Annotated in this window: 13 protein-coding genes; 5 read left to right on the plus strand and 8 right to left on the minus strand. The window is 63.4% G+C overall.

All coding sequences use genetic code 11. From position 1 onward, the window contains the following. The first annotated feature begins 11 nt into the window (after nt 1-11). From coaBC to LD110_RS00905, 3 genes are all read left to right on the plus strand, one after another. Nucleotides 12-1,286 carry a bifunctional phosphopantothenoylcysteine decarboxylase/phosphopantothenate--cysteine ligase CoaBC gene (coaBC, locus tag LD110_RS00895; protein ID WP_225495683.1) on the plus strand — a complete coding sequence of 425 codons (1,275 nt, stop codon included), beginning with the start codon at nt 12-14 and terminating at the stop codon, nt 1,284-1,286. A 105-nt stretch (nt 1,287-1,391) separates the two neighbouring features. Further along, nucleotides 1,392-2,621 carry a methionine adenosyltransferase gene (gene metK / locus LD110_RS00900; RefSeq protein ID WP_225495685.1) on the plus strand — a complete coding sequence of 410 codons (1,230 nt, stop codon included), beginning with the start codon at nt 1,392-1,394 and terminating at the stop codon, nt 2,619-2,621. 161 nt (nt 2,622-2,782) lie between these two features. After that, nucleotides 2,783-4,915 (plus strand): primosomal protein N', encoded by a 2,133-nt coding sequence (locus LD110_RS00905; protein ID WP_225495687.1) that lies wholly within the window; start codon nt 2,783-2,785, stop codon nt 4,913-4,915. 111 nt (nt 4,916-5,026) lie between these two features. Here the strand turns inward: LD110_RS00905 and LD110_RS00910 are convergent, their stop codons facing one another. Genes LD110_RS00910 through LD110_RS00925 form a run of 4 tightly spaced genes read right to left on the minus strand, consistent with a single transcriptional unit; the run spans nt 5,027 to nt 8,958 of the window. Next, entirely contained in the window at nt 5,027-6,133 is a 1,107-nt protein-coding gene (locus LD110_RS00910; RefSeq protein ID WP_225495688.1) for a glycosyltransferase family 1 protein, read from the minus strand. Then, nucleotides 6,130-7,077 (minus strand): alpha/beta fold hydrolase, encoded by a 948-nt coding sequence (locus tag LD110_RS00915; RefSeq protein WP_225495689.1) that lies wholly within the window; start codon nt 7,075-7,077, stop codon nt 6,130-6,132. Before LD110_RS00915 ends, LD110_RS00910 begins: the two co-directional genes overlap by 4 nt. A gap of 9 nt (nt 7,078-7,086) precedes the next feature. Next, nucleotides 7,087-7,962 carry an aldo/keto reductase gene (locus tag LD110_RS00920; protein ID WP_225495690.1) on the minus strand — a complete coding sequence of 292 codons (876 nt, stop codon included), beginning with the start codon at nt 7,960-7,962 and terminating at the stop codon, nt 7,087-7,089. 33 nt (nt 7,963-7,995) lie between these two features. Beyond that, entirely contained in the window at nt 7,996-8,958 is a 963-nt protein-coding gene (locus LD110_RS00925) for a sugar-binding transcriptional regulator (protein ID WP_225495691.1), read from the minus strand. An 89-nt stretch (nt 8,959-9,047) separates the two neighbouring features. Here LD110_RS00925 and LD110_RS00930 point away from each other — a divergent pair, with 89 nt between their 5' ends. Together LD110_RS00930 and glpK are read left to right on the plus strand one after the other, a co-directional pair. Next, entirely contained in the window at nt 9,048-10,856 is a 1,809-nt protein-coding gene (locus LD110_RS00930; RefSeq protein WP_374200290.1) for a glycerol-3-phosphate dehydrogenase/oxidase, read from the plus strand. A 65-nt stretch (nt 10,857-10,921) separates the two neighbouring features. Beyond that, nucleotides 10,922-12,436 carry a glycerol kinase GlpK gene (gene glpK / locus LD110_RS00935; RefSeq protein ID WP_225495693.1) on the plus strand — a complete coding sequence of 505 codons (1,515 nt, stop codon included), beginning with the start codon at nt 10,922-10,924 and terminating at the stop codon, nt 12,434-12,436. Between the two features lie 111 nt (nt 12,437-12,547). Here glpK and LD110_RS00940 read toward each other — a convergent pair whose 3' ends face one another. From LD110_RS00940 to LD110_RS00955, 4 genes are read right to left on the minus strand one after another with little or no spacing between them, the layout of a single operon-like run. Beyond that, on the minus strand, nt 12,548-13,459 hold the full coding sequence (locus tag LD110_RS00940) for a hypothetical protein (protein WP_225495694.1): 912 nt from the start codon (nt 13,457-13,459) through the stop codon (nt 12,548-12,550). Between the two features lie 31 nt (nt 13,460-13,490). Next, a complete protein-coding gene (locus LD110_RS00945; protein WP_225495696.1) occupies nt 13,491-16,628 on the minus strand; it encodes an efflux RND transporter permease subunit in 3,138 nt (1,045 codons plus the stop codon). Nucleotide 16,629: 1 nt separating this feature from the next. Continuing rightward, nucleotides 16,630-17,103: a hypothetical protein gene (locus tag LD110_RS00950; protein ID WP_225495698.1), complete on the minus strand. Its 474-nt coding sequence runs from the start codon at nt 17,101-17,103 to the stop codon at nt 16,630-16,632. Beyond that, the gene (locus LD110_RS00955) at nt 17,100-20,267 is read right to left on the minus strand and encodes an efflux RND transporter permease subunit (RefSeq protein ID WP_225495699.1); all 3,168 of its coding nucleotides are present in this window, start codon (nt 20,265-20,267) and stop codon (nt 17,100-17,102) included. Before LD110_RS00955 ends, LD110_RS00950 begins: the two co-directional genes overlap by 4 nt. Nucleotides 20,268-20,374: the final 107 nt, after the last annotated feature.

A 20,374-nucleotide genomic window follows, 5' to 3' on the forward strand; every position in this document is an offset into this window, starting at 1 on the left:
GCGGAGGACGCATGCGCATAGTGCTAGGAGTCGGGGGAGGGATCGCCGCCTATAAAGCGGCATCGCTCCTCCGGCTTTTTACTGAGGCCGGCCATGACGTGACGGTCATTCCCACGGAGGCGGCCGGAAAGTTCGTAGGCGTCGCCACCTGGGAGGCACTGTCCGGCCACCCTGTGAGCAACAGCGTCTTCGACGAAGTCCCACAGGTCCGTCACGTCAGGCTGGGCCACGAGGCGGACCTCGTAGTTGTGGCACCGGCAACTGCCGATTTGCTGGCCAAAGCAGCTACCGGCCAAGCCGACGATCTGCTCACAACAACCCTCCTGATGGCCCGCGGACCTGTGTTGTTTGCCCCGGCAATGCACACGGAAATGTGGCAACACGCCGCAACGCAGGCCAATGTGGAGACGTTGCGCAGTCGTGGAGCCACCGTGCTGGAGCCCGCCACAGGCCGCCTTACGGGTCCTGACTCTGGCCCAGGCCGCCTGCCGGAACCTGAGGCGATCCGAGACGCTGCCCTGGCCCTTGCCAGCGCTGCTGGCGTAGCCGGGACTGTGCAGGATCACACGCTCCTTGCGGCGCCCAGCGGATCGACGCCCTTGGCTGGCCGAACCATCACGATTTCGGCGGGCGGCACGCGCGAGGCCCTGGACCCCGTCCGTTTCCTCGGCAACCGATCGTCCGGAAAGCAGGGGGCTGCCCTCGCCGCAGCCGCGCTCGAGGCCGGAGCCAGGGTGCGTTTCCTGGCAGCGCACATGGATGTAGAACCGCCGGCCGGCGTCGAACTTGTCAGTGTTGAATCCGCGCTGGAACTGCGTGACGCTGCGCTGGCAGCGCTGCCGGACTCCGACGTCGTTATTATGGCGGCCGCTGTTGCGGACTTCCGCCCAGCCGAAGTGTCCGGGACCAAGATCAAAAAGCGCGACGACCAAGAGGCGCCCGTGGTGCGCCTGGTACGCAATCCGGACATTCTTCACGAGCTGGTCGACACGAGGAATGCCTCGGGCGGGGAGCAATTGCTGGTCGGTTTTGCAGCTGAGACCGGTGATGAAGAAGGCGGCGTCATGGAGCATGCCCAAGCCAAGCTGGAGCGGAAGGGCTGCGACCTTCTGGTTGTCAACCACGTAGGAGTGGGGCGTGTCTTCGGCCAAGACGACAATTCCGTGGTCATCCTGTCCCTGCGTGGCGCGGAGCCACAGTCGGCATCGGGGTCCAAGGCCGACGTGGCAGCTGCCGTCATTGACCGCATTGGCGCGGAACTGAGCCGCGTTGTCCCTCCGGCCTAGCCGTAGGTTCCTGCCTTCAGCAGTCCGCTGCCCGCAGCGGCACGATTTCTTAGTACAGGGACACAGAGCGCAAGCAGCCCTCCCGCAACCCAGTAAGGTAGTCGAGTGACTTTACCGCTGTATCACGAACACCACGTACCGCATTCCGCACTCCGGCTTTTCACGTCCGAGTCGGTCACCGAGGGGCATCCCGACAAGATCTGCGACCAAATCAGTGACGCGATCCTTGACGCCCTCCTTGCTGCCGACCCCGAGTCGCGCGTTGCAGTGGAAACCATGGCCACCACCGGCCTGGTGCACGTAGCTGGTGAAGTCACAACCGACGCCTATGTGGAGATTCCCCAGATTGTTCGGGAAACCATCCTCGGGATCGGCTACGACTCCTCTGCCAACGGTTTTGACGGCGCCCGTTGCGGCGTTTCCGTGTCAATCGGGCAGCAGTCCAATGACATCGCCAGCGGCGTCTTCAACTCCCTGGAGGCCCGCGAGGGTCAGCAGGAAGACGACTACGACCTCCAGGGCGCAGGCGACCAGGGCATTATGTTCGGCTACGCCAGCGATGAGACGTCTTCCTACATGCCCACACCCATCTGGCTGGCGCACCGGCTGTCCGAGCGGCTCACGGAAATCCGCAAGAGCGGGGAACTGGACTACCTTCGGCCGGACGGCAAGACCCAGGTTACGGTGGGATACGACCGTGACCGTCCGGTGTCCGTGGAGACCGTTGTGATCTCCAGCCAGCATGCCGAAGGCGTTCACCTCGATGTTCTCAGGGCTGACCTTGCCGAGCACGTTATCAAGCCCGTACTGGCAGCATCTGACCTGGATATCTCCCGGGCCATCAACATTCTCAACCCGGCGGGCCCCTTTGTTATTGGCGGTCCTGTTGGCGACGCCGGCCTGACCGGCCGGAAGATCATCGTTGACACGTATGGCGGCTTTGCCCGGCACGGCGGTGGAGCTTTCTCCGGCAAGGACCCGTCCAAGGTGGACCGTTCCGCGGCCTATGCCATGCGCTGGGTTGCGAAGAACGTCGTGGCCGCTGGACTGGCACGCCGCGCCGAAATCCAAATCGCGTATGCCATTGGCAAGGCCCGGCCCGTGGGCATCTACGTCGAGACTTTCGGTACGGAAACGGTGGACCCGGCCCGGATCAGCAACGCAATCGACGAAATCTTCGACCTGCGTCCGCGGGCGATTATCGACGCCCTGGACTTGAAGCGTCCGATCTACGCCAAGACCGCGGCCCACGGCCACTTCGGCCGGGACGAGCCGGACTTCACGTGGGAGCGCCTGGACCGTGTTGATGAACTCAAGGAGTACTTCAACGCCTAGTCTTCCGGGGTTCGGTCTTCCGGGGTCTACTCTTCCGGGGTCCGGGCAGAGTGTCGGTGTGCCCTGCTTGGATGGGGGCATGGGGTTTCCAGTGAATAAGTACATGCCGTCCCTCACGGGGGTGGCGTCGCGAACCTTGATGGCGTTCCTAGGGCTTGGTTATGCCGTCTGAGGGCGTTCAGCCGTCACTGCTTCAGGGCTTTCCAGCCAAGCAGGTTGACCGCAGGGGGCCCGCATTGACCGCGGATCTTCCGGTAGCCAAAGTCCTGCTCGAATCGCCGCTGCCGCATCTGGATCGTCCCTTCGACTACAGCGTGCCGCGGGACCTGGACGTTGAGGCCCAGCCGGGTGTGCGCGTCAAGGTGCGCTTCAGCGGACAGGAGTTGAACGGCTTCATCCTGGAACGCGCAGCAGAATCCGACACGGCGCACGAACTCACTCCACTCCATAAGGTGGTGTCTGCGGTTCGCGTGCTGACCCCGGCGGTACTGGAGTTGGCCGACGCGGTGTCGGCACGCTACGCGGGAACCCTCAGTGACGTGCTCCGCACTGCCATACCTCCCCGCGTCGCCCGCTTGGAGAAGGACTACCTGGACCAGTTCACAGACCAGGAAGTTGCTGAGCAGCGGGCCTCGGCGCCAGGGGGCGGCATGCCCGGAGCGCTAAGCTCCTTGGAGTTTCCGGCGTGGAACCCATACGTCAGTGGGCACGCTTTCCTAGGCAGGTTGGCACAGCGCGAATCGCCCCGCGCCGTAGTGTCCGCCCTTCGCGGCTACGGCGGGGAAGCCTGGCCTGAGCTGATTGCCGGAGCCGTGGCGGCAGTAAGGGCATCCGGCAGGGGAGCCGTTGTGGTGGTTCCGGACTATCGGGATCTGGACAGAATGGAGCAGGCGCTGGCGGCCGTTCTACCGGCCGAGGACATCGCCAGGCTCACGGCAGACGACGGGCCCACACCGCGCTATCGAAGCTACCTGCGGCTGCTGAGCGGTTCCGCTCGAGTCGCAGTGGGCACTCGGTCTGCTGCATACGCTCCGGTGAAGGATCTCGGCTTGGTTGTGTGCTGGGACGATGGCGACGACCTTCACATTGACCAGCGCGCGCCCTACGCGCACAGCAGGGAGGTACTCCTCCTGCGATCGACTCAGGAGGACGCCGCCTGCCTCTTTGCGGCACACAGCCGCAGCACGGAGTTGCAGCGTCTCGTGGAGAGTGGCTGGGCCGTAGCCATCGAGGCACCGCGTGCCATCGTCAGGCAGCGGGCACCGCGCGTGGTCAGCACCGCGGACAGCTTTGAGCAGGAACGCGACCCGCTGGCCCGTATCGCACGCCTGCCAGGCGCAGCGTGGCGGGCGGCCCGCAACGGTCTTGAGCATGGTCCGGTACTAGTCCAGGTTGCACGGGCGGGCTACGCGCCATCTTTGGCCTGTGAGAGGTGTCGGGAGCCAGCCCGATGCCCACAGTGCCAAGGTCCGCTCGCCTTGGGCGGGGCTGAAGGAAGCACAGCCATCCCGCAATGCCGGTGGTGCGCCACGCCTGCCCCGGAGTGGAGCTGCCGCCATTGCGGTGGGACCCGGCTGCGCCGCGGAGTCGTAGGCGCCCTGCGGACCGCCGAGGAGCTGGGCAGGGCCTTTCCCGGCACCACTGTGGTGACCTCCTCGCGGGACCAGGTCAAGGCCGTCGTTCAGGACAAGCCGGCCTTGGTGGTGGCAACGGTGGGAGCGGAGCCTGTGGCCCCCACGGGCTACGCGGCAGCCCTGTTGCTGGACGGGAACTCCCTTCTGAGGAGGGAAAACCTGCGTGCTGCGGAGGACTCGGTTCGTCGCTGGTTCAACGCCGCGGCGCTGGTCCGGCCCGCCAATGAAGGTGGACTTGTGGTCATCACGGCTGACGATTCCGTTTCGACCGGTGCTTTGGTTCGATGGGACAGTGCCGGTTTTGCCGCGCGCGAGTTGTCCCTTCGGCAGGAGCTCGGGCTTCCGCCGGCGGTACGGATCGCCTCGCTCACCGGCGAGAGGGCCGACGTCGAGCACCTCACCGCAGCGGTGACGGAGAAGGTGGCCCTGCGCACGGCGGGACCCACGCCAGTGGACATGGGCACTGAAAGCCAGGCAGCTGCGGGGACCACAGCGCCGTTCGGCTCGTCGCGGTCACGACAGGTACGGACGCTCCTCTTTATTCCCTATGGGCAGGCGGCGCAGGCGACAGCGGCGTTGCGCGCCCTAAAGGCGGCCACCGCCGCGAAGCGGGCCGCCGGTCCCGTGCAGGTGAGGCTCGACGGCGTCGACGTCCTCTAGCGGTCGACGTCCTCTACCGGTCGACATCCCCGGAGTCGACCGCTGGAGCGCTGCGCAGGCGCTTGCACTCACGCCGCCGGCTGCCCGCTTGCCTTCGCCTAAGAGGTGCCCTTAGCTATTGCGCTTGCGGCGTTGACGCGCTGCGACGACTTCCTCCGCGGCTGACACCAGGGCTTTTGCGGAGGCGTCCCAATTGAAGTCTGCGGCGCGGGCCACTGACAGGCGCGAACTGGCAGCCCACTCGCTGGAGTCGCCAAGGTCGGCGTCCGCAAGGCGGTGCACGGCAGCTGCGAAGTCCTCCGGCGAATCCGGGTCGACGAAGCTCACGGCATCTCCGCCTATTTCACGGAAAATTGGGATGTCACTGGCAATGACCGGTGTGCCGAGGGACATGGCCTCGACCAGGGGCAGTCCATAGCCCTCTGCCCGGGACAGGCTGACAAGGGCCGTCGCCCGCGAGAGCAGCCGGACATACTCCCTGTCCGTGACGCCGTTGTGGAACTGCACCATGGCCCCGGAAGGGATAAGCGCCTCAAGCTCCGCACGCCGCGCGGGCGTGATCCTGCTGAGGAGGTGCAGCGTAATGCCCGGTAAACCGGCCATTCCCCGGATCATCGTCTCCACATTTTTGTACGGCATGAAGGAGCCCATGTACACCAGCGATTTATCGGCGCCTGCCGCGGGGTCGCGCGGCTCCTGACCGGGCTGTGGGGCGTTGCCCACAACCCGGACGGGGCGTTTGGTCAAGCGGTACTTCGCCATGAGCGCTTCGGTGGTCCGGCTGACCGTGGCGACTATGTCCGCACGGTTCAGGAGCAGCCTCTGCGGCCAGTATGCCTTGTGGTAGAGACGCCACAGAAGGCGGACAGGCGCGGGCAGGAAGCCAGGTGGCTGCGGGTGCTCGTAGTAGATGAGGTCGTGCAGGGTCAGGACCAGGCCGTAGCGGCGTCCCCAAGTACCCATGGTCTGCATGGGACAGACCACTACGTCCGCGCCCAACTTGTTTACTCTGCCCGCCACGAAGAGTTCACGCGGTGACAGCGGGCTGTTGACCATGACGTATGGGACATCCGGCAGCAGGGCGAGTTGACGCGGGTCGCTGATCAGCATGGTGACATCCGCGATCCGGGCGGTGGCAGCGATGAGGCTTGAACCGTACCGGCTGATGCCGTCGTGGTGGTCCGTCCGGGTGAATCGGGCATCGATGACGAGTTTCACGCGGGATGGTCCTCCAGGAAGCTTCGGATGTGGGCGGCCGCGGGAGCGGGTGTTTCGTAGTGGATGAGGTGGCCGACTCCAGGGATGACGTCGAGCCGGCCGTCGGGAAGGAGTTCCAGCAGCTTGCGCTGGTCCGGCAGCGACGCGATCTCGTCGTCCTCACCGGCGATTAGCAGCACAGGCAGGCGCAGGTTCCGGGCCACTTGGGCGACATTGCCGGAGACCGACGCGCGGAATGCCTCCAGGAGGCTTCGGCGGTCGGAAAATGCACTGAAGTATGCGTCATGCTGGCCATGGATGAATGCCCTGAGATTGCGGTCCCGGGTCTTGGCCATTGTGATGCTCATGATGCGCACAATGGCACGGTTCCGGAGGACGGCGAGGCCCAGTCTGCGCGGCAGGCGTGCGGAGAGCTGGTAGTAGAGGACCGCCAATCTGGTCATCAGCCCCTTGGAACCCTCCAAAGCCGGGGCGGCGATGGGGTTGATGAGGATGAGCGGATTGACGGCTCCGGGATTGGCGGCAGCGAAGTGGCTGGCGATGATCGACCCAAAGGAGTGGCCCAGCAACACGGTATCCGCACCCAGACCCAGGGCCGACATAAAGCTGCTGATGAATTCTCCATAGCGCTCGACCGTGTGGCCGCCGCTGGCGAACGACTCCGAACTGCCGAAGCCCGGGAGGTCGGGCATGATGATCCGCATGTCCGGAAGATGGTCCACAACCCTGAGCAGGCCGTGGTGGTCGCCGCGGAAACCGTGGATCACCAGGATTGTCCGGGTGTGTCGGGTGACGTGTAAGGGTTCGTAGATCCAGTAGGCGACGTTGCTGCCGTCAAGGTCCACGTCTGATGCCTTGGTTCGGCCGCCGAGGGACTTGCTGAGGAACTCACCGGTCTTGGGCGCCGATGGTTCAGGGCTGGCTGCGGTTTCGACATGATCCATGCGGTGGTCCTAGTTAACGTTGTCCGGATGCGATCCCGTGCGGTGGTGGCGTTCCAGGGCTGCGATGCCCTCCATATCCGCAGCTGAGATCTCAAAGTCGAAGACGTTGAAGTTTTCGCGGATCCGCCCGGGTGTGCTGGCCTTGGGGATGACGATGTTGCCTTGCTGGAGGTGCCAGCGGATGACGATCTGTGCCGGAGTGCGACCGTAGGCGGCCGACAGGTCCTTGATGGCCGGATCCTCCAGGACCTGCCCGCGCCCCAGGGGGCTCCACGCCTCAGTCCTGATCCCGAGCTGGTCGTGCAGTGTCCGTAGCCCGGCTTGCTGCAGCCATGGGTGGATTTCGATCTGGTTGACGGCGGGCACCACCTCCGCCCCCGACATCAGCTCTTCGAGGTGGGCGGGCTGAAAGTTTGAGACGCCAATGGCCCGGACCTTGCCTTCGCGGTAGAGGGTTTCCATGGCACGGTAAGTGTCGCGGAACAGGCCCCGGCCGGCACATGGCCAATGGATGAGGTAAAGGTCCACGTAATCCAGGCCCAGGTTCGCCATGGAGGTGTCGAAGGCCCGCAGGGTGTTGTCATAACCCTGGTCATCGTTCCAAACCTTGGTGGTAACGAAGATATCTTCGCGGGACAGGCCGTGGATGGCCTCGCCTGAACCTCCGCTGCTGCCAGTACCGTCTCCGTCAATTCCGCGACCAATCCCGCGTCCCACACCGGCTTCATTCCCGTACATCGCGGCGGTGTCAAAGTGGCGGTATCCCTCGCCGAGGGCATTGGCGACCAGATCCGAGGCGTCGCGGGCAGGTACTTTGTAGAGTCCGAAGCCAAGCTGGTCGATATGCACGCCATTGTTGAGGCTTATCCGGGGCGAGGATTTCATAGGAAAGACTCTACCTACTCTGTTGCCCACGCCTCAGATAGGGTTGCCGAAACTCACCAGCCGTCGCGCCGTCGCTTCGTCCACGATCAAGTCTGTTGCGAGCCGCGCGGCCAGCGCTCCGCGCAAACCGTTGATCTTGGACGTTCCGGACACCACGCAGATCCGACGGCGGACCTGTCGGAGCTGCTCATGGCTGGGCCCGGTGGACCGTTCGTTCAACGTGATTCCGTCCGAGGAGCCATCAGCACGGAAGAACACCGTGGCAACGTCGCCAACAACGCCAGACGCGGCCAGGACGGACAGATCGTTTTCGTCCAGGTACCCGCCCGCGTAGACGTGGCTCGGATAGTCCGAATCGACTGAGCCTACGCCGAAGATGGCGATGCTCATGCGTTCCTGAAGGTCCAGGATGCGTCGGACGCTGCGTTCCTGCCACATGGCAGTCTTTGTTGAAGCATGGTCGAAGAACGCAGGCACTGGGAACTGCTCAACCCGGGCCCCGTAAGCGTTGCCGAAGCGCCGCATGATGTCGCTCGCATAGCCAATGCCGGTTGTTTGCATGTTGCCCGCCCCATTGAGTTGGACAACGACGCTGTCATGAGTGATCTTGCGGGTCAGATGCCGGCTCACCGCGCTGAGCGTGGCTCCCCAGGCGAGCCCAATGATGGCGTTTGAATCCACTAGGGGACCGATCGTCCGGGCGGCCTGCATGGCCACTCGGTCCAGGGCTTCCGCTTCGTTTAAGCTGTCCAGGATAGGAACCACGTGGGCGTCCACGTCGTACTCGTTCCTTATCTGCCGCTCCAGTTCAGGGGCTGTGTCAAGGGGGCTGCGGATTTCAATCTGGACCAGTCCGCTTTCCCTTGCGGAAGACAGCAGTCGGGAGACCGTTGAACGCGATGTCCTCAGTTCACGGGCGATTGCATCCATCGTGAGGTCCTGCAGGTAGTACATCTGGGCGGCCCTCAGGGCGTCTGAGTGGCGTGTTCGCGGCATGGCGGCACCTTCCCGGCAAGAGGCTGGACTTAGAACCATTCTGCACGTTTGTGCAAATAGCTTGACTCTATTTTCCACAACTTCGAAGAATGGGTGAAGACACTTTTCGCAGTCCTTGCCCCCAGCCCAAAGGAGTTGTCTTGGGACACCCAAAGAATCCGAACGCTTCCCCGTCCCTCCGCCCTGAGGCCCAATCCCTACGTGACCGTCCGTCCGCACAGGTGCTGATCATTGGCGGTGGCATCAACGGGGTCGGGACTTTCCGCGACCTTGCCCTGCAGGGCGTGGACGTCGCACTGGTAGAGCGTGGCGACTACTGCCAAGGCGCCAGCGGCGCTTCCTCCCACATGATCCACGGCGGCATCCGCTACCTCGAGAACGGCGAGTTCCGCCTGGTCCGGGAGTCCGTCGTCGAACGCAACCGGCTGCTGAAGATCGCGCCCCACTACGTGAAGCCGCTCCAGACCACCATTCCGGTGTTCAGTACGTTTTCAGGAATCCTGTCCGCCCCGCTGCGGTTCCTTTCGCACGGGAAAGGCAAACCCACGGAACGCGGCGCGGTCCTCATCAAGCTGGGCCTTTCGATCTACGACTTTTTCTCGCGGGACGGCGGCAGCGTTCCCCGGCACCAGTTCCGGAATCGTGACCATGCCCTGGAGGAACTTCCCCGGTTGAACCCCGGCATTAAGTACGCCGCGACGTATTTTGACGCGTCAGTGCACAACCCGGAGCGCCTTACCCTGGATGTCCTCCAGGACGGGCAGCAGGCCGGAGCTACGGGCGCCCTTTCCGGAGGCACAGCCAGGGCAAGCAACTATGTGTCCGCCGTCTCCAGCAGCCCCTCGGGGGTGCGACTGCGCGACGAACTGACTGGGGAGGAGTTCGACTTCGCAGCCGACGTTGTGGTGAACACCACAGGAGCCTGGGTAGACCTCACCAACTCCGCGATGGGTTCACCCAGCTCGTTTATGGGCGGCACCAAAGGATCCCACGTTGTGCTGGACCACCCTGAACTCCTTGAGGCGTGTCAGGGCCGCGAGATCTTCTTTGAACACACCGACGGCCGCGTAGTCCTGATTTATCCCATTGGCGACCGGGTCCTGGTTGGCACAACCGACGTCCGGGCCAACGCGGCGGAAGATGCTGTGTGCACCGAAGCCGAAGTGGACTACTTCTTTGAGCTGATAGGCCATGTCTTCCCGTCGATCCCGGTAGGGCGCCACCACATCGTCTACAGCTTCGCCGGGGTGCGGCCGCTGCCTCGCCACGACGACGCCCAGCCAGGCTTCATTTCCCGCGACTACCGTATCGAGCGCGGTGAGTCGGCGGCTGGTGGTCGGCCCGGCGTCGTACTTTCGCTGGTGGGTGGAAAGTGGACCACCTTCCGCGCCCTTGCGGAGCACCTTGGCAATGAGGTGTTGGCCGAACTGGGCCACCGTCGCGCTGTTTCGACGGCGAACCTCGCTATTGGCGGGGGCGCCGGCTTCCCTGCCACGGAGCAGGAAGTACAGGCCTGGATCAAGGGGCACATGACGCCCGCCCTGAACGCGGATCGGGTGACCGGCCTCCTCGAGAGGTACGGCACCAAGGCCGAGGGCGTGATCGCATTCCTCGCTGATGGCGTCGACGAACTTCTGCGCTCCACTCACGAGCTCAGTGTCAGGGAACTCGAATACATGGCCCGGTACGAACAGGTCGGCCACTTGGTGGATGTGCTTATCCGCCGGACCGCCCTGGCTTTCCGAGGACTCGTGACCGGCGAACTGTTGAACGAAGTTGCGGAAATCCTGGCACCCCATCTCGGTTGGGATGAAGCGATGCGCCGTGCGGAAATTCAGAACGCAATGGATGTGCTGAAGCGGTTCCATGGCGTGAAGGTCCCTAGCCTCGTCTTGTAGCCAAGCAGTTTTGGCCTAACGGTAACTTGATCACAGGACATCTTCATTGAGACAAGGACGTCACCATGCCCCAGTACGTAATCGCGATTGACCAGGGAACCACCAGTACCCGCGCCATTGTGTTTGACCACTCGGGGAGCATCGTTTCCACAGGTCAGTTGGAGCACCGGCAGATCTTCCCGCAGGCGGGCTGGGTGGAGCACGACCCCATGGAGATCTGGGCCAACACCCGGGAGGTCATTGGCGCGGCGCTTTCCAAGGCAAACCTGACGCGGCACGATATTGCCGCCGTCGGAATCACCAACCAGCGCGAGACGGCGGTCGTCTGGGACAAAAGGACCGGCGAGCCGGTCTACAACGCCATCGTGTGGCAGGACACCCGCACCCAGCCCATAGTTGATGAACTGGCCCTCGACGGCGGCCTGGACCGCTTCAAGGAAAAAGTGGGCCTGCCTCTTGCGACCTACTTCTCCGGCACAAAAATCAAGTGGATCCTGGACAACGTGGCCAGCGCCCGTACGCGGGCCGAGGCCGGCGACCTTCTGTTCGGCAACACGGACTCCTGGGTCCTGTGGAACTTGACCGGCGGAGTCGAAGGCGGTGTGCACGTGACCGATGTCACGAATGCCTCCAGGACCATGTTTATGGACCTGGAGACACTCAGCTGGGACCGGGAGATCCTTGACGCCTTCGGTGTGCCGGCCTCCATGATGCCTGCGATCAGGTGCTCATCCGAGATCTATGGGCGAGTCCGTTCATCGCAGTTGCTTCGGGAAGTGCCCGTGGCAGGGATTTTAGGCGACCAGCAGGCCGCGACCTTCGGCCAGGCTGCGTTCGCGTCCGGGGAGGCGAAGAACACGTACGGCACCGGTTGCTTCCTGATTTTCAATACAGGCGAAGAGATTGTGCATTCCAAGAACGGTTTGTTGACAACCGTTGGCTACAAACTCGGTGACGAAAAGCCGCACTATGCCCTGGAGGGCTCCATCGCTGTGACGGGCTCGCTGATTCAGTGGCTTCGCGACAACCTGGGCATGATTTCCTCAGCGCCGGAAGTGGAGGTGCTGGCCGACTCGGTTCCGGACAATGGTGGCGTCTACATCGTGCCAGCCTTCTCCGGCCTGTTTGCGCCCTATTGGCGGGCTGACGCACGCGGTGCGATTGTGGGCTTGACGAGGTTCGCCAACAAGGGGCACATCGCTCGTGCCGCGCTGGAGGCGACGGCGTTCCAGACCCGCGAGGTCCTGGATGCTGTCAACGCGGACTCCGGCGTCCCCCTCACAGAGCTAAAGGTCGACGGCGGAATGGTCGCCAATGAGGCCCTCATGCAGTTCCAGGCGGACATCCTGGGCGTCCCGGTTGTGCGCCCGAGGGTGGTGGAGACGACGGCGCTTGGAGCCGCATACGCAGCAGGTCTCGCCGTTGGCTTTTGGAAGGACACCGATGAGCTTTCGGCGAACTGGGGCGAGGACAAACGCTGGGAGCCCAAGCTGGACGTGGCGGAACGGGAGCGCCAGCTGCGCCTGTGGAAGAAGGCCGTCACGAAGTCCATGGAGTGGGTCGACGACGACGTTCGCTAGCTTGCGGATCAGTCTGCGCAAGGGTTGCGCCAAGGAGGGCGGGCGGTCAATACCGCCCGCCCTCTGGAGTGGAGGCCTGTCGTCAAGGCACCCGTGGCTACGGGATGGCGGTCAGGAGCCGCCTCCTACCTGAACCTGGGCCCTTGCAGTCTTGGCATAGACGTTTTTGCTGACCTGATATCCCCGCTCGTCCTGGGCCAGGGCCTGGTTGTTGATGGAATTAATCTCGGACGCGCTCAATGTCCGGATCTTTACCAGGTCCATGAACTCCTGGGAGTCCCCGCCGACCGCCGTGATCTTGATCAGTCCCGTGCCGGCGGAGTAATACTTCCTCTGCTGGCCCGCACTGGGCGGATCCAACGGGTTGAACTCATCGATCACCATGACGTCGTCGTAGCAGCCGGTGGGAACACACACACGCAGGTGCTTGTACAGGACGTCGCCGCAATCGAGGAAGTTTACGTTTGGAGCGTACGCCTGAACATAGGCTGGTGTGTTGCGATGCGGCGATCCCTGCATGGCATAGCCAGCCTGGGCCCTGGCGAGCCCGTGGATGAACGTACTCGGTGCCCCCAAGAGCTGTCCGTTCTCATACTCCTCGGGATATTCGCCAAACAGCCACACCGAGCCTCGGCGGTCCTGCGCGAAGAAGGCGAGTTCGGATTCCTGGAGTTGACCGTCCTGGTAGTCGCGGTCCCACAGAACCCGGGTAGTAACGCCGTCAATCACCTTGGTCAGGCCCGTTACTGTGTGCACCACGGAGTGGGGATGGACGCCGTCCACATCCGTTACCGTTCCGGTTGTGGTGAACTGCATCCCGGGCTTCAGGGTGAGCCACGGATTGGTGATTTGCGTGGGCTGAATGAAGTCTGAGCGGTTGTAGTTGATCGCGGAGCCGGGGCCACAGAGCTCGGCTGGCGCCGGTGCAGCAGCGGCGGGGGCCGCCGTCGCCAGCGTCAACGAACCCAGCACCAGCAACAGGGTCGATGTGCCGGCTGTGACCCGGCGCCGTCGAGGGAACATTGGACAGTCCTTTCGATGTATTTGAAGCTGGTCAGGAGGCTGGCACAGGCTCGGGCTCTGGCCGGTTCTGTCGGCGTTGCCGAGGCTTGGTGAACCTGAGGTACAGCGATGGCACGATGAACAGGTTCACCAGCGTGGACGAGGCCAGGCCACCGAGGATTACCACCGCCATGGGGTGTTCGATCTCATGGCCCGGGATGTTGCCCATAACCACCAGGGGCACCAGGGCGAGCGCCGTGGCCAGCGTTGTCATGAGGATGGGCGAGAGCCGCTCCGCCGCACCGCGCATGACCAGGGCATGTCCGAATTCCTCACCCTCGAACTGCTCCAGGTGCTGGCAGTGGTTCACCAGCAAGATGCCATTGCGGGCAGCGATGCCCATCACCGTCAGGAATCCCACCAGGGAGCCCAGTGAGAGGACGCCACCGCCCAGCATGGCCGCGAGCACACCACCCACGAGGGCCACAGGGAGCGTCAGCATGATGAGCGTGGCCAATCGCCAGCTGCGGAATGCTGCCTGCAGCAGCAGGTAGATGACGATCACCGCTGCAACAGAGAAGATCATCAGTCGCTGGGATGCAGCCTGGCGTTCGGCGTACTCACCGAGGACATCGGCGTGATAGCCCACTGGGAACTGGATCGTCTGGAGCCCCGACTTGAGCTTGTCGACGACGGCGGCCAGGTCGCCTTCCTTGACGTTGGCACTGACGTCGATCCGTCGGGATCCAGCAGTGCGCTCAATGACGTTCGGCGTCGGGTTGATCTTGACCGAGGCAACATCCCCGACGCGGATCCGTTGGCCGGATGGGGTGTCGATTGGGAGGTTTTCGACGCTGCTGACACTGGTCCGGATGGCCGGGGCACTCCACACCTGAACGTCGTAGGCTTTGCCATCGCGGAAGATGTCGCCGGCTTCCTCACCCGAAATTAGGGTAGCGGCCGCGCGCCGGACATCGCCTGGCTTGAGTCCATATTGGTTGGCCTTGGCCAAGTCCACCTGCACGTCGATCTGCGGCACGTCCACTTGGAGGGACACTTTGGGGGAGATTGCGCCTGGCACACCCGCCAAAACTGTCTTGACCTTGTCAGCCTGCTTCCGCAGTTCAGTCAGGTCGTCACCGTAGACACGGACGACGACGGCGTAGCCAGTACCGGTCAGAACCTCGCGAATGCGTTCCTTAAGATAGGTCTGCACGTCCCGGTGGATGCCTGGATAACCTTCCACGATGCCCTGGATCGATGCCAGCGTTTTGTCGTAGTTCACCGACGGGTCCACGCTGATCCAGTTTTCGCCGAAGTTCACCCCCACCACTTCGTCGGCGGCGAATGCCTGGCCAATGTGGGAGCCGCAATTGCGCACGCCGTCCACCGACATCAGTTCCTTGCAGGCTGCCTGGCTGACCCGCACCTCTTCCGCGTTGGACGTTCCAGGTTGGGTGACCCAGTGCATGAGGAAGTCGCGTTCTTTGAAGTCGGGAAGCAGGGACTGGCCCAGCAGCGGTGCCGTGACGATGCCTGCGATGGCCAGCACACCGACGGCTGCGTAACCGGGCACCGGGTGTTTCACAGCGGGCTGGAGCGCCTTGTGGTACCAGCGCTTCAGTACGCGGACCACGGGCGGGTCCTTGTCCTCCAGCGGCGCGTTGCGCAGGAAGATGTAGGCGAGCGCCGGCGTCACCGTCAGGGCTACCACCATCGATGCCAGCACGGCCAGCGTATAGGCGGTCGCCAGAGGCCGGAAGAACGCGCCGGTGAGGCCATCCAGGAAGAAGATCGGCACCGTGGCGGCGATAATGATGAGGGTTGCGTAGACGATCGGTCCGCGGACTTCGATGGAGGCATTCACCACCACCCGCGCCGTCAGCGCGCCGTCTCCTTCCGCGCGGTGCTTGCGGAGCCGCCTGACGATGTTCTCGACGTCGATGATCGCGTCATCGACAACCACCCCAACCGCGATCACCAGGCCGGCCAGCACCATTGTGTTGACAGTTCCGCCTGTCAGGTACAGCACAAGTCCTGCCGCCACGAGGGACAACGGGATCGCCACAACGCTGACGAACGCCGTGCGCCATTGGAACAGGAACAGGGCAAGCACCAGGATCACCAAGAGGCAGCCGAACAGGAGCGCAAGGCTCAGGTTGTGAATGGACTCCTCGATGAACGTGGCAGGCCGGAACAGCGTGGTGTCCACTTTGATTCCGGTCAGGCCGGGCTGCAGTTCCTGCAAGGCCTGTTCAACGCCCTTGGTCACTTCCAGCGTGTTGCCCCAGGGGAGCTTTTCCACGATCAGCATCAGGCCGGGGCCGCCGTCGATCACAGCGTCGCCGATCAGCTGCTGGTGGTCTTCGACGACGTCAGCTACGTCTCCGAGTTTCACCGCACCATCCGGATGCTCCTCGACGGTGACCTGGGCCAGGTCAGCTGGGCTCGTAATCGCCTGCACGTGACGAATACCGAGACTCTGGTTACTCGTTTCCAAGGCGCCACCCGTACCAAAGAGGGCACCCGGTGTGTACTTGAGCAAACCGGAATCAAGGGCTTCGGATGTCGCCGTCATGACTGACTCAAGGCTGACGTTCTTCGCCTGCATACGGGCTGGATCTGCCTGGACTTGGAGCATCTGCAGGCGCTCGCCCCAAATGGCCACATTGGCCACGCCTGGCACGCGAAGCAGGTGCGCCCTGATGTTCCAGTACGAGATCATCGACATTTCGATGAGTGACCGCGTGTCCGAGGACAGGCCGATCTTCATGACACGGCTCGTCGAGGAAAGCGGCTGCAGCATCACCGGAGGTGCGGCCCACGTTGGGAGCGTCGGGATGACCGTTGCCATCCTCTCGGATACCAGCTGCCTCGCCGCCAGTTGGTCCGTGCCCGGCTTGAAGAGCAGAACGATCGAGGACAACTGCGCAACAGACTTGGACCGTAGTTCGGACAGCCCTTCCACGCCGTTGAATGCGTCTTCGAGCGGCACCGTGACCAGTTGTTCGACTTCAGACGCCGTCAAGCCAAGGCATGCCGTCTGAATCTCGACGCGTGGCGGAGCGAACTCCGGGAACACGTCTACGGATGCCGTGCTCAGCTGTGCTCCGCCCACCACCATTAGCACCGCCGCCAGTGCCAGGATGATGGAGCGGAACCTCAGGCTGGCGGCAACAATGCGGCGCATGTCAGTGGGCCGTGTCGAATTCGGCGCCGAACAGCTCGGCCGCGGCAGTAGTGACGATCACGGTCCCAGCGGGCGGCCCGGCCGCTGCAAAGACTGTGTTGCCTTCAATCCGGGACACCGTGACTGCCTGCCGCTGGTAAACGCGCGGCGCGGGGCTCGTATAAACCCAGGTGGCACCCTTGGCGTCGTAGAGCAGCGCCTCATATGGCAATGTCAGCGCGGCGCCGGCCGTTCCGGCCTGGACCGTTGTGGTCTTCAGGTCCAAGCGGTTGATGGCCTTCTCCGAGAGTGTGATCTTGGCGATTCCGGTCGTGGCGTTCTTCTCAACCTTGGCCGCCTGCTCACCCGCCGACGACGTCGAGGACGCCGCCACCGACTGGCTGCAGCCCGACAGGAAGAACAAGCCGAGAACCAGCCAGGCAGAACTGGCCACACCGGCCGCCGCCTGACGGCCGGATAGACGACGACGTGTCATTTTGCTTCCACCTTTTCCTGCGTCACAGGGACTTCCACACGGTAGATTGCTTCCCAGTCCTCCGGGCCATGTTCGGGACCGAACCACAACAGCACCAGCGGGACCACAAGGAGAGCGAAGAGGGTCGTGGTTACCAAGCCAGCGACGCCGATCAGGGCCATGGACGCCACAACAGCCTGCCCCGCTGCCCCACCCAAGAGGGCGACCGGGATAAGCACTGCGACCATGACCGCTGCAGCCTTGATCACGGGTGCTACACGTTCCCTGGCGGCGGCCATGACCACTGTGGCGCGCGACGCCCCAGGGTGCTCCCGCCAACCGCGGTCACACGTGGCGGAGAAGACCGCCGTGTTGCGGACTGCAATGGCAAGCAGGACGGCCAGCATCGCCAGGGAAACCCAGGGCACCGTGCGGCCAGCTAGGAACGCTGCGAGGAAGCCGCCCGATAGTGCCGCTGGGAGTCCGAGGAACGCTGCCACCGCGGTCTTCCAACTGCGGACCGCGGTCTGCAGGAGGATCAGGACGCCCAGGAGGGCTGCCGCACCGATTCCCATCACCAGCATGTCTGCGTTCTGCTGCTCGGCGTACCTCGTGGGGATTTCCGCGTGGTATTCCAGTGGGAACTTAATGGCGCTGATCGCCGACTGAATATCGCGTTCGACGTCGGCCAGCGGGCGTCCGCTGACTTCGGCGGAAATGTCGATGTATCGGCTTGTGGCGTAGTGGTTGATGACAGTCTCGTTGGCTGCGAGTCGCACCGACGCGATGTCGCCGAGCTTCACATGACCGCCATTCGGCGTGTCCAGCAGAAGCTCACGCAGGCTGGTCAGGTCGCCGCGAACACTGGCCGTTCCGCGTACGACCACTTCGAACACCTTCTGCTGCTCGAAGAGATTGCCCACCACGATTCCTTGCATCAGTGTTGCCGCTGCACGCCTGGCGTCACCGGGCTTGATGCCCGCTGTTTGCGCAGCTTTGAGGTCAACTTCGACCTCCAGGACGGGAAGCCTGGTGGTGGAGTTGATGCGCGGAGACTTTAGCCCGTTCACGCCCTCCAGGGCTTTACGGACCTCCTCAGCCTTCTGGCCCAGGATGTTAGTGTCCGTTCCGTAAACCCGGACCGCGAAGTCGGGCTCGATGGCAGCGCGTGTGTTGCCGACTTGCTGCTGGGAGTAGCTGATCAGGTTGTGCGCGATACCGGGGTATCCATTGACGATTTCCTGGACCGAGCTTTCAACCCGAGAGTAGTCGGCGTTCCTGGCCACCGAGACCCACAGTTCGGCTGAGCTGTTGCCTACCACCTGGTCGGAGGTAATGGCACGGCCCACATGTCCGCCCACACTTGTGACACCACTGACAGTCCGGAGTTCATCGGCCGCGCGGGCCGCGATCCTGCTGACTTCGGACGTGGCCGTTCCGGCCATCGCGTCCCATTGCACCAGGATGGTGCGATCCTGAAGGGTCGGCACGACCGGACGGCCGCCTGGCAGCTGTGACGCGGCCAGCAGGCCGGCGAGTCCGACGACGCCGACCACCGCCGCACCGAGGGGAAGCATCCGGCGTCCCCGGTCAAGGGCCTGGCCGTAGTAGCTTCTTACCCTCGCGAAGCGGCTCGGATCAGGCCGCCGAACAGCATCCTTCTTCAGCAGCAAGTGGGCAAGGACCGGCGTCAAACTGATGCCGACAACAAAGGCTGTCAAAAGTGCCAGGGCCATCGACCAGATGAGTGGCCTGAAGAAAGCAGTACCGATGCCGGTGGAGAAGAGAACTGGCACCATAACCAGGACGACGGTGAGCGCGGACAGCAGCAGGGGGGTGCGTACCCACCGGACTGCGGCGGTCACGTATGACTTGAAGTCCCCATTGTGCTGGGCGCCGATAGGTATGGGCGAGCCGCGCAGCTGGGCGTGGACGTCCTCCACCATGTCTCCCACGATGAGAGACACGCCCAAGAGGATGCCCACTAGGACCGTGACGTTCAGTGTTGCCCCTTGCATTTGCAGGACCAGGACCGCAGCGGTCACGGATGTCGACAGCGACACAAACGCCACCAGAGCCGCGCGCCAGGACCTAAAGAGGAGCCAGAACAGCGCGACAAACAGGAGGAGGCTGACCAGCAGCGCGATGCCAAGCTGATCGACCGTTTCCTGCAGCGCAGACGCCGGGCGGAATACGCTTGTGTCCAGCTCCACACCCGTGAGGCCGGGTTCAAGGTCCTTGAGGGCGGCCTCGACTGCCTTGGTCACTTCCAAGGTGTTTGCGTTGGGGAACTTCTCCACAACCAACAGCAGCCCTGGATCCTGCCCGACGACGGCATCGCCGATTAGTGGCTGGTGGTCTTCCTTAACCGTGGCCACATCACCCAGGACGAGCGATGGGTTGGAATCCTCAACGTGTACCTGTGAAAGTTCCTGGGGATTCCGGATCGGCAAGACGTGCTGGATACCCAGGCGCTGGTTGGAGGATTCGATGAACCCACCGGTGCCTGGCGTTGAAGCCTCCAGGAAGCTCAGGGGTGAAACCCATACTGCGTTGCCCGTGGTTTTGACGATTTGCTCAAGGGTTACGCCCTTGTCGCGCAAGGTGCTGGGGTTGACTTCAACCTGGAGCTGCTGTTCGCGCTGGCCCCAGATGGAGACGTTGGCTACCCCCTGCACACCAATGAGCCTTGGCTTGATCTTCCACCGTGCAAGGACGGACATGTCAATGCCGGACAGTTGCTTGGAGGACATCCGCACCATCAGGAGCCGGCTGGTGGAAGACAATGGCTGCATGATCAATGGCGGCGAGGACACGTTTGGCAGGGCGTGTGCCTGCGTCATGCGTTCGCCCACCAGTTGCCTGGCACGCATCAGATCGGTGCCGGGACGGAAGACAAGTTCAATGGCGGACAGGCCCGGCACGGATTTGGACCGGATTTCCTCCAGCCAAGGGACCCCGTTGAGCAGGTCGGCCTCCATGGGCGTGGTGATGAGCTGCTCAACTTCCGCTGCGGATAAGCCCAGTGCCTCAGTCTGGATCTCGACTTGGGCAGGGCCGAATTCTGGCAGGCCGTCGACGGCCATACGGGGAATGTTGACAATTCCAAAGGCAATGATGCCCGCGGCAATGGCAAGCACCAGGATCCGGAACTGAAGGCTGAACCGCGAAACCCAGCCGAACATGGCTAGCGCCTGCGTTCGCTGGGGGAGTACGAATCGTACTGAACTGCCGAATCCTTAGGCGTAGGCGGATATTCGGCGCACCAAAGTTTCATGTCAGGCTCCTCAAC

It is taken from the genome of Arthrobacter sp. M4 (genome assembly GCF_020251205.1).
Classification (GTDB): Bacteria; Actinomycetota; Actinomycetes; order Actinomycetales; family Micrococcaceae; genus Arthrobacter.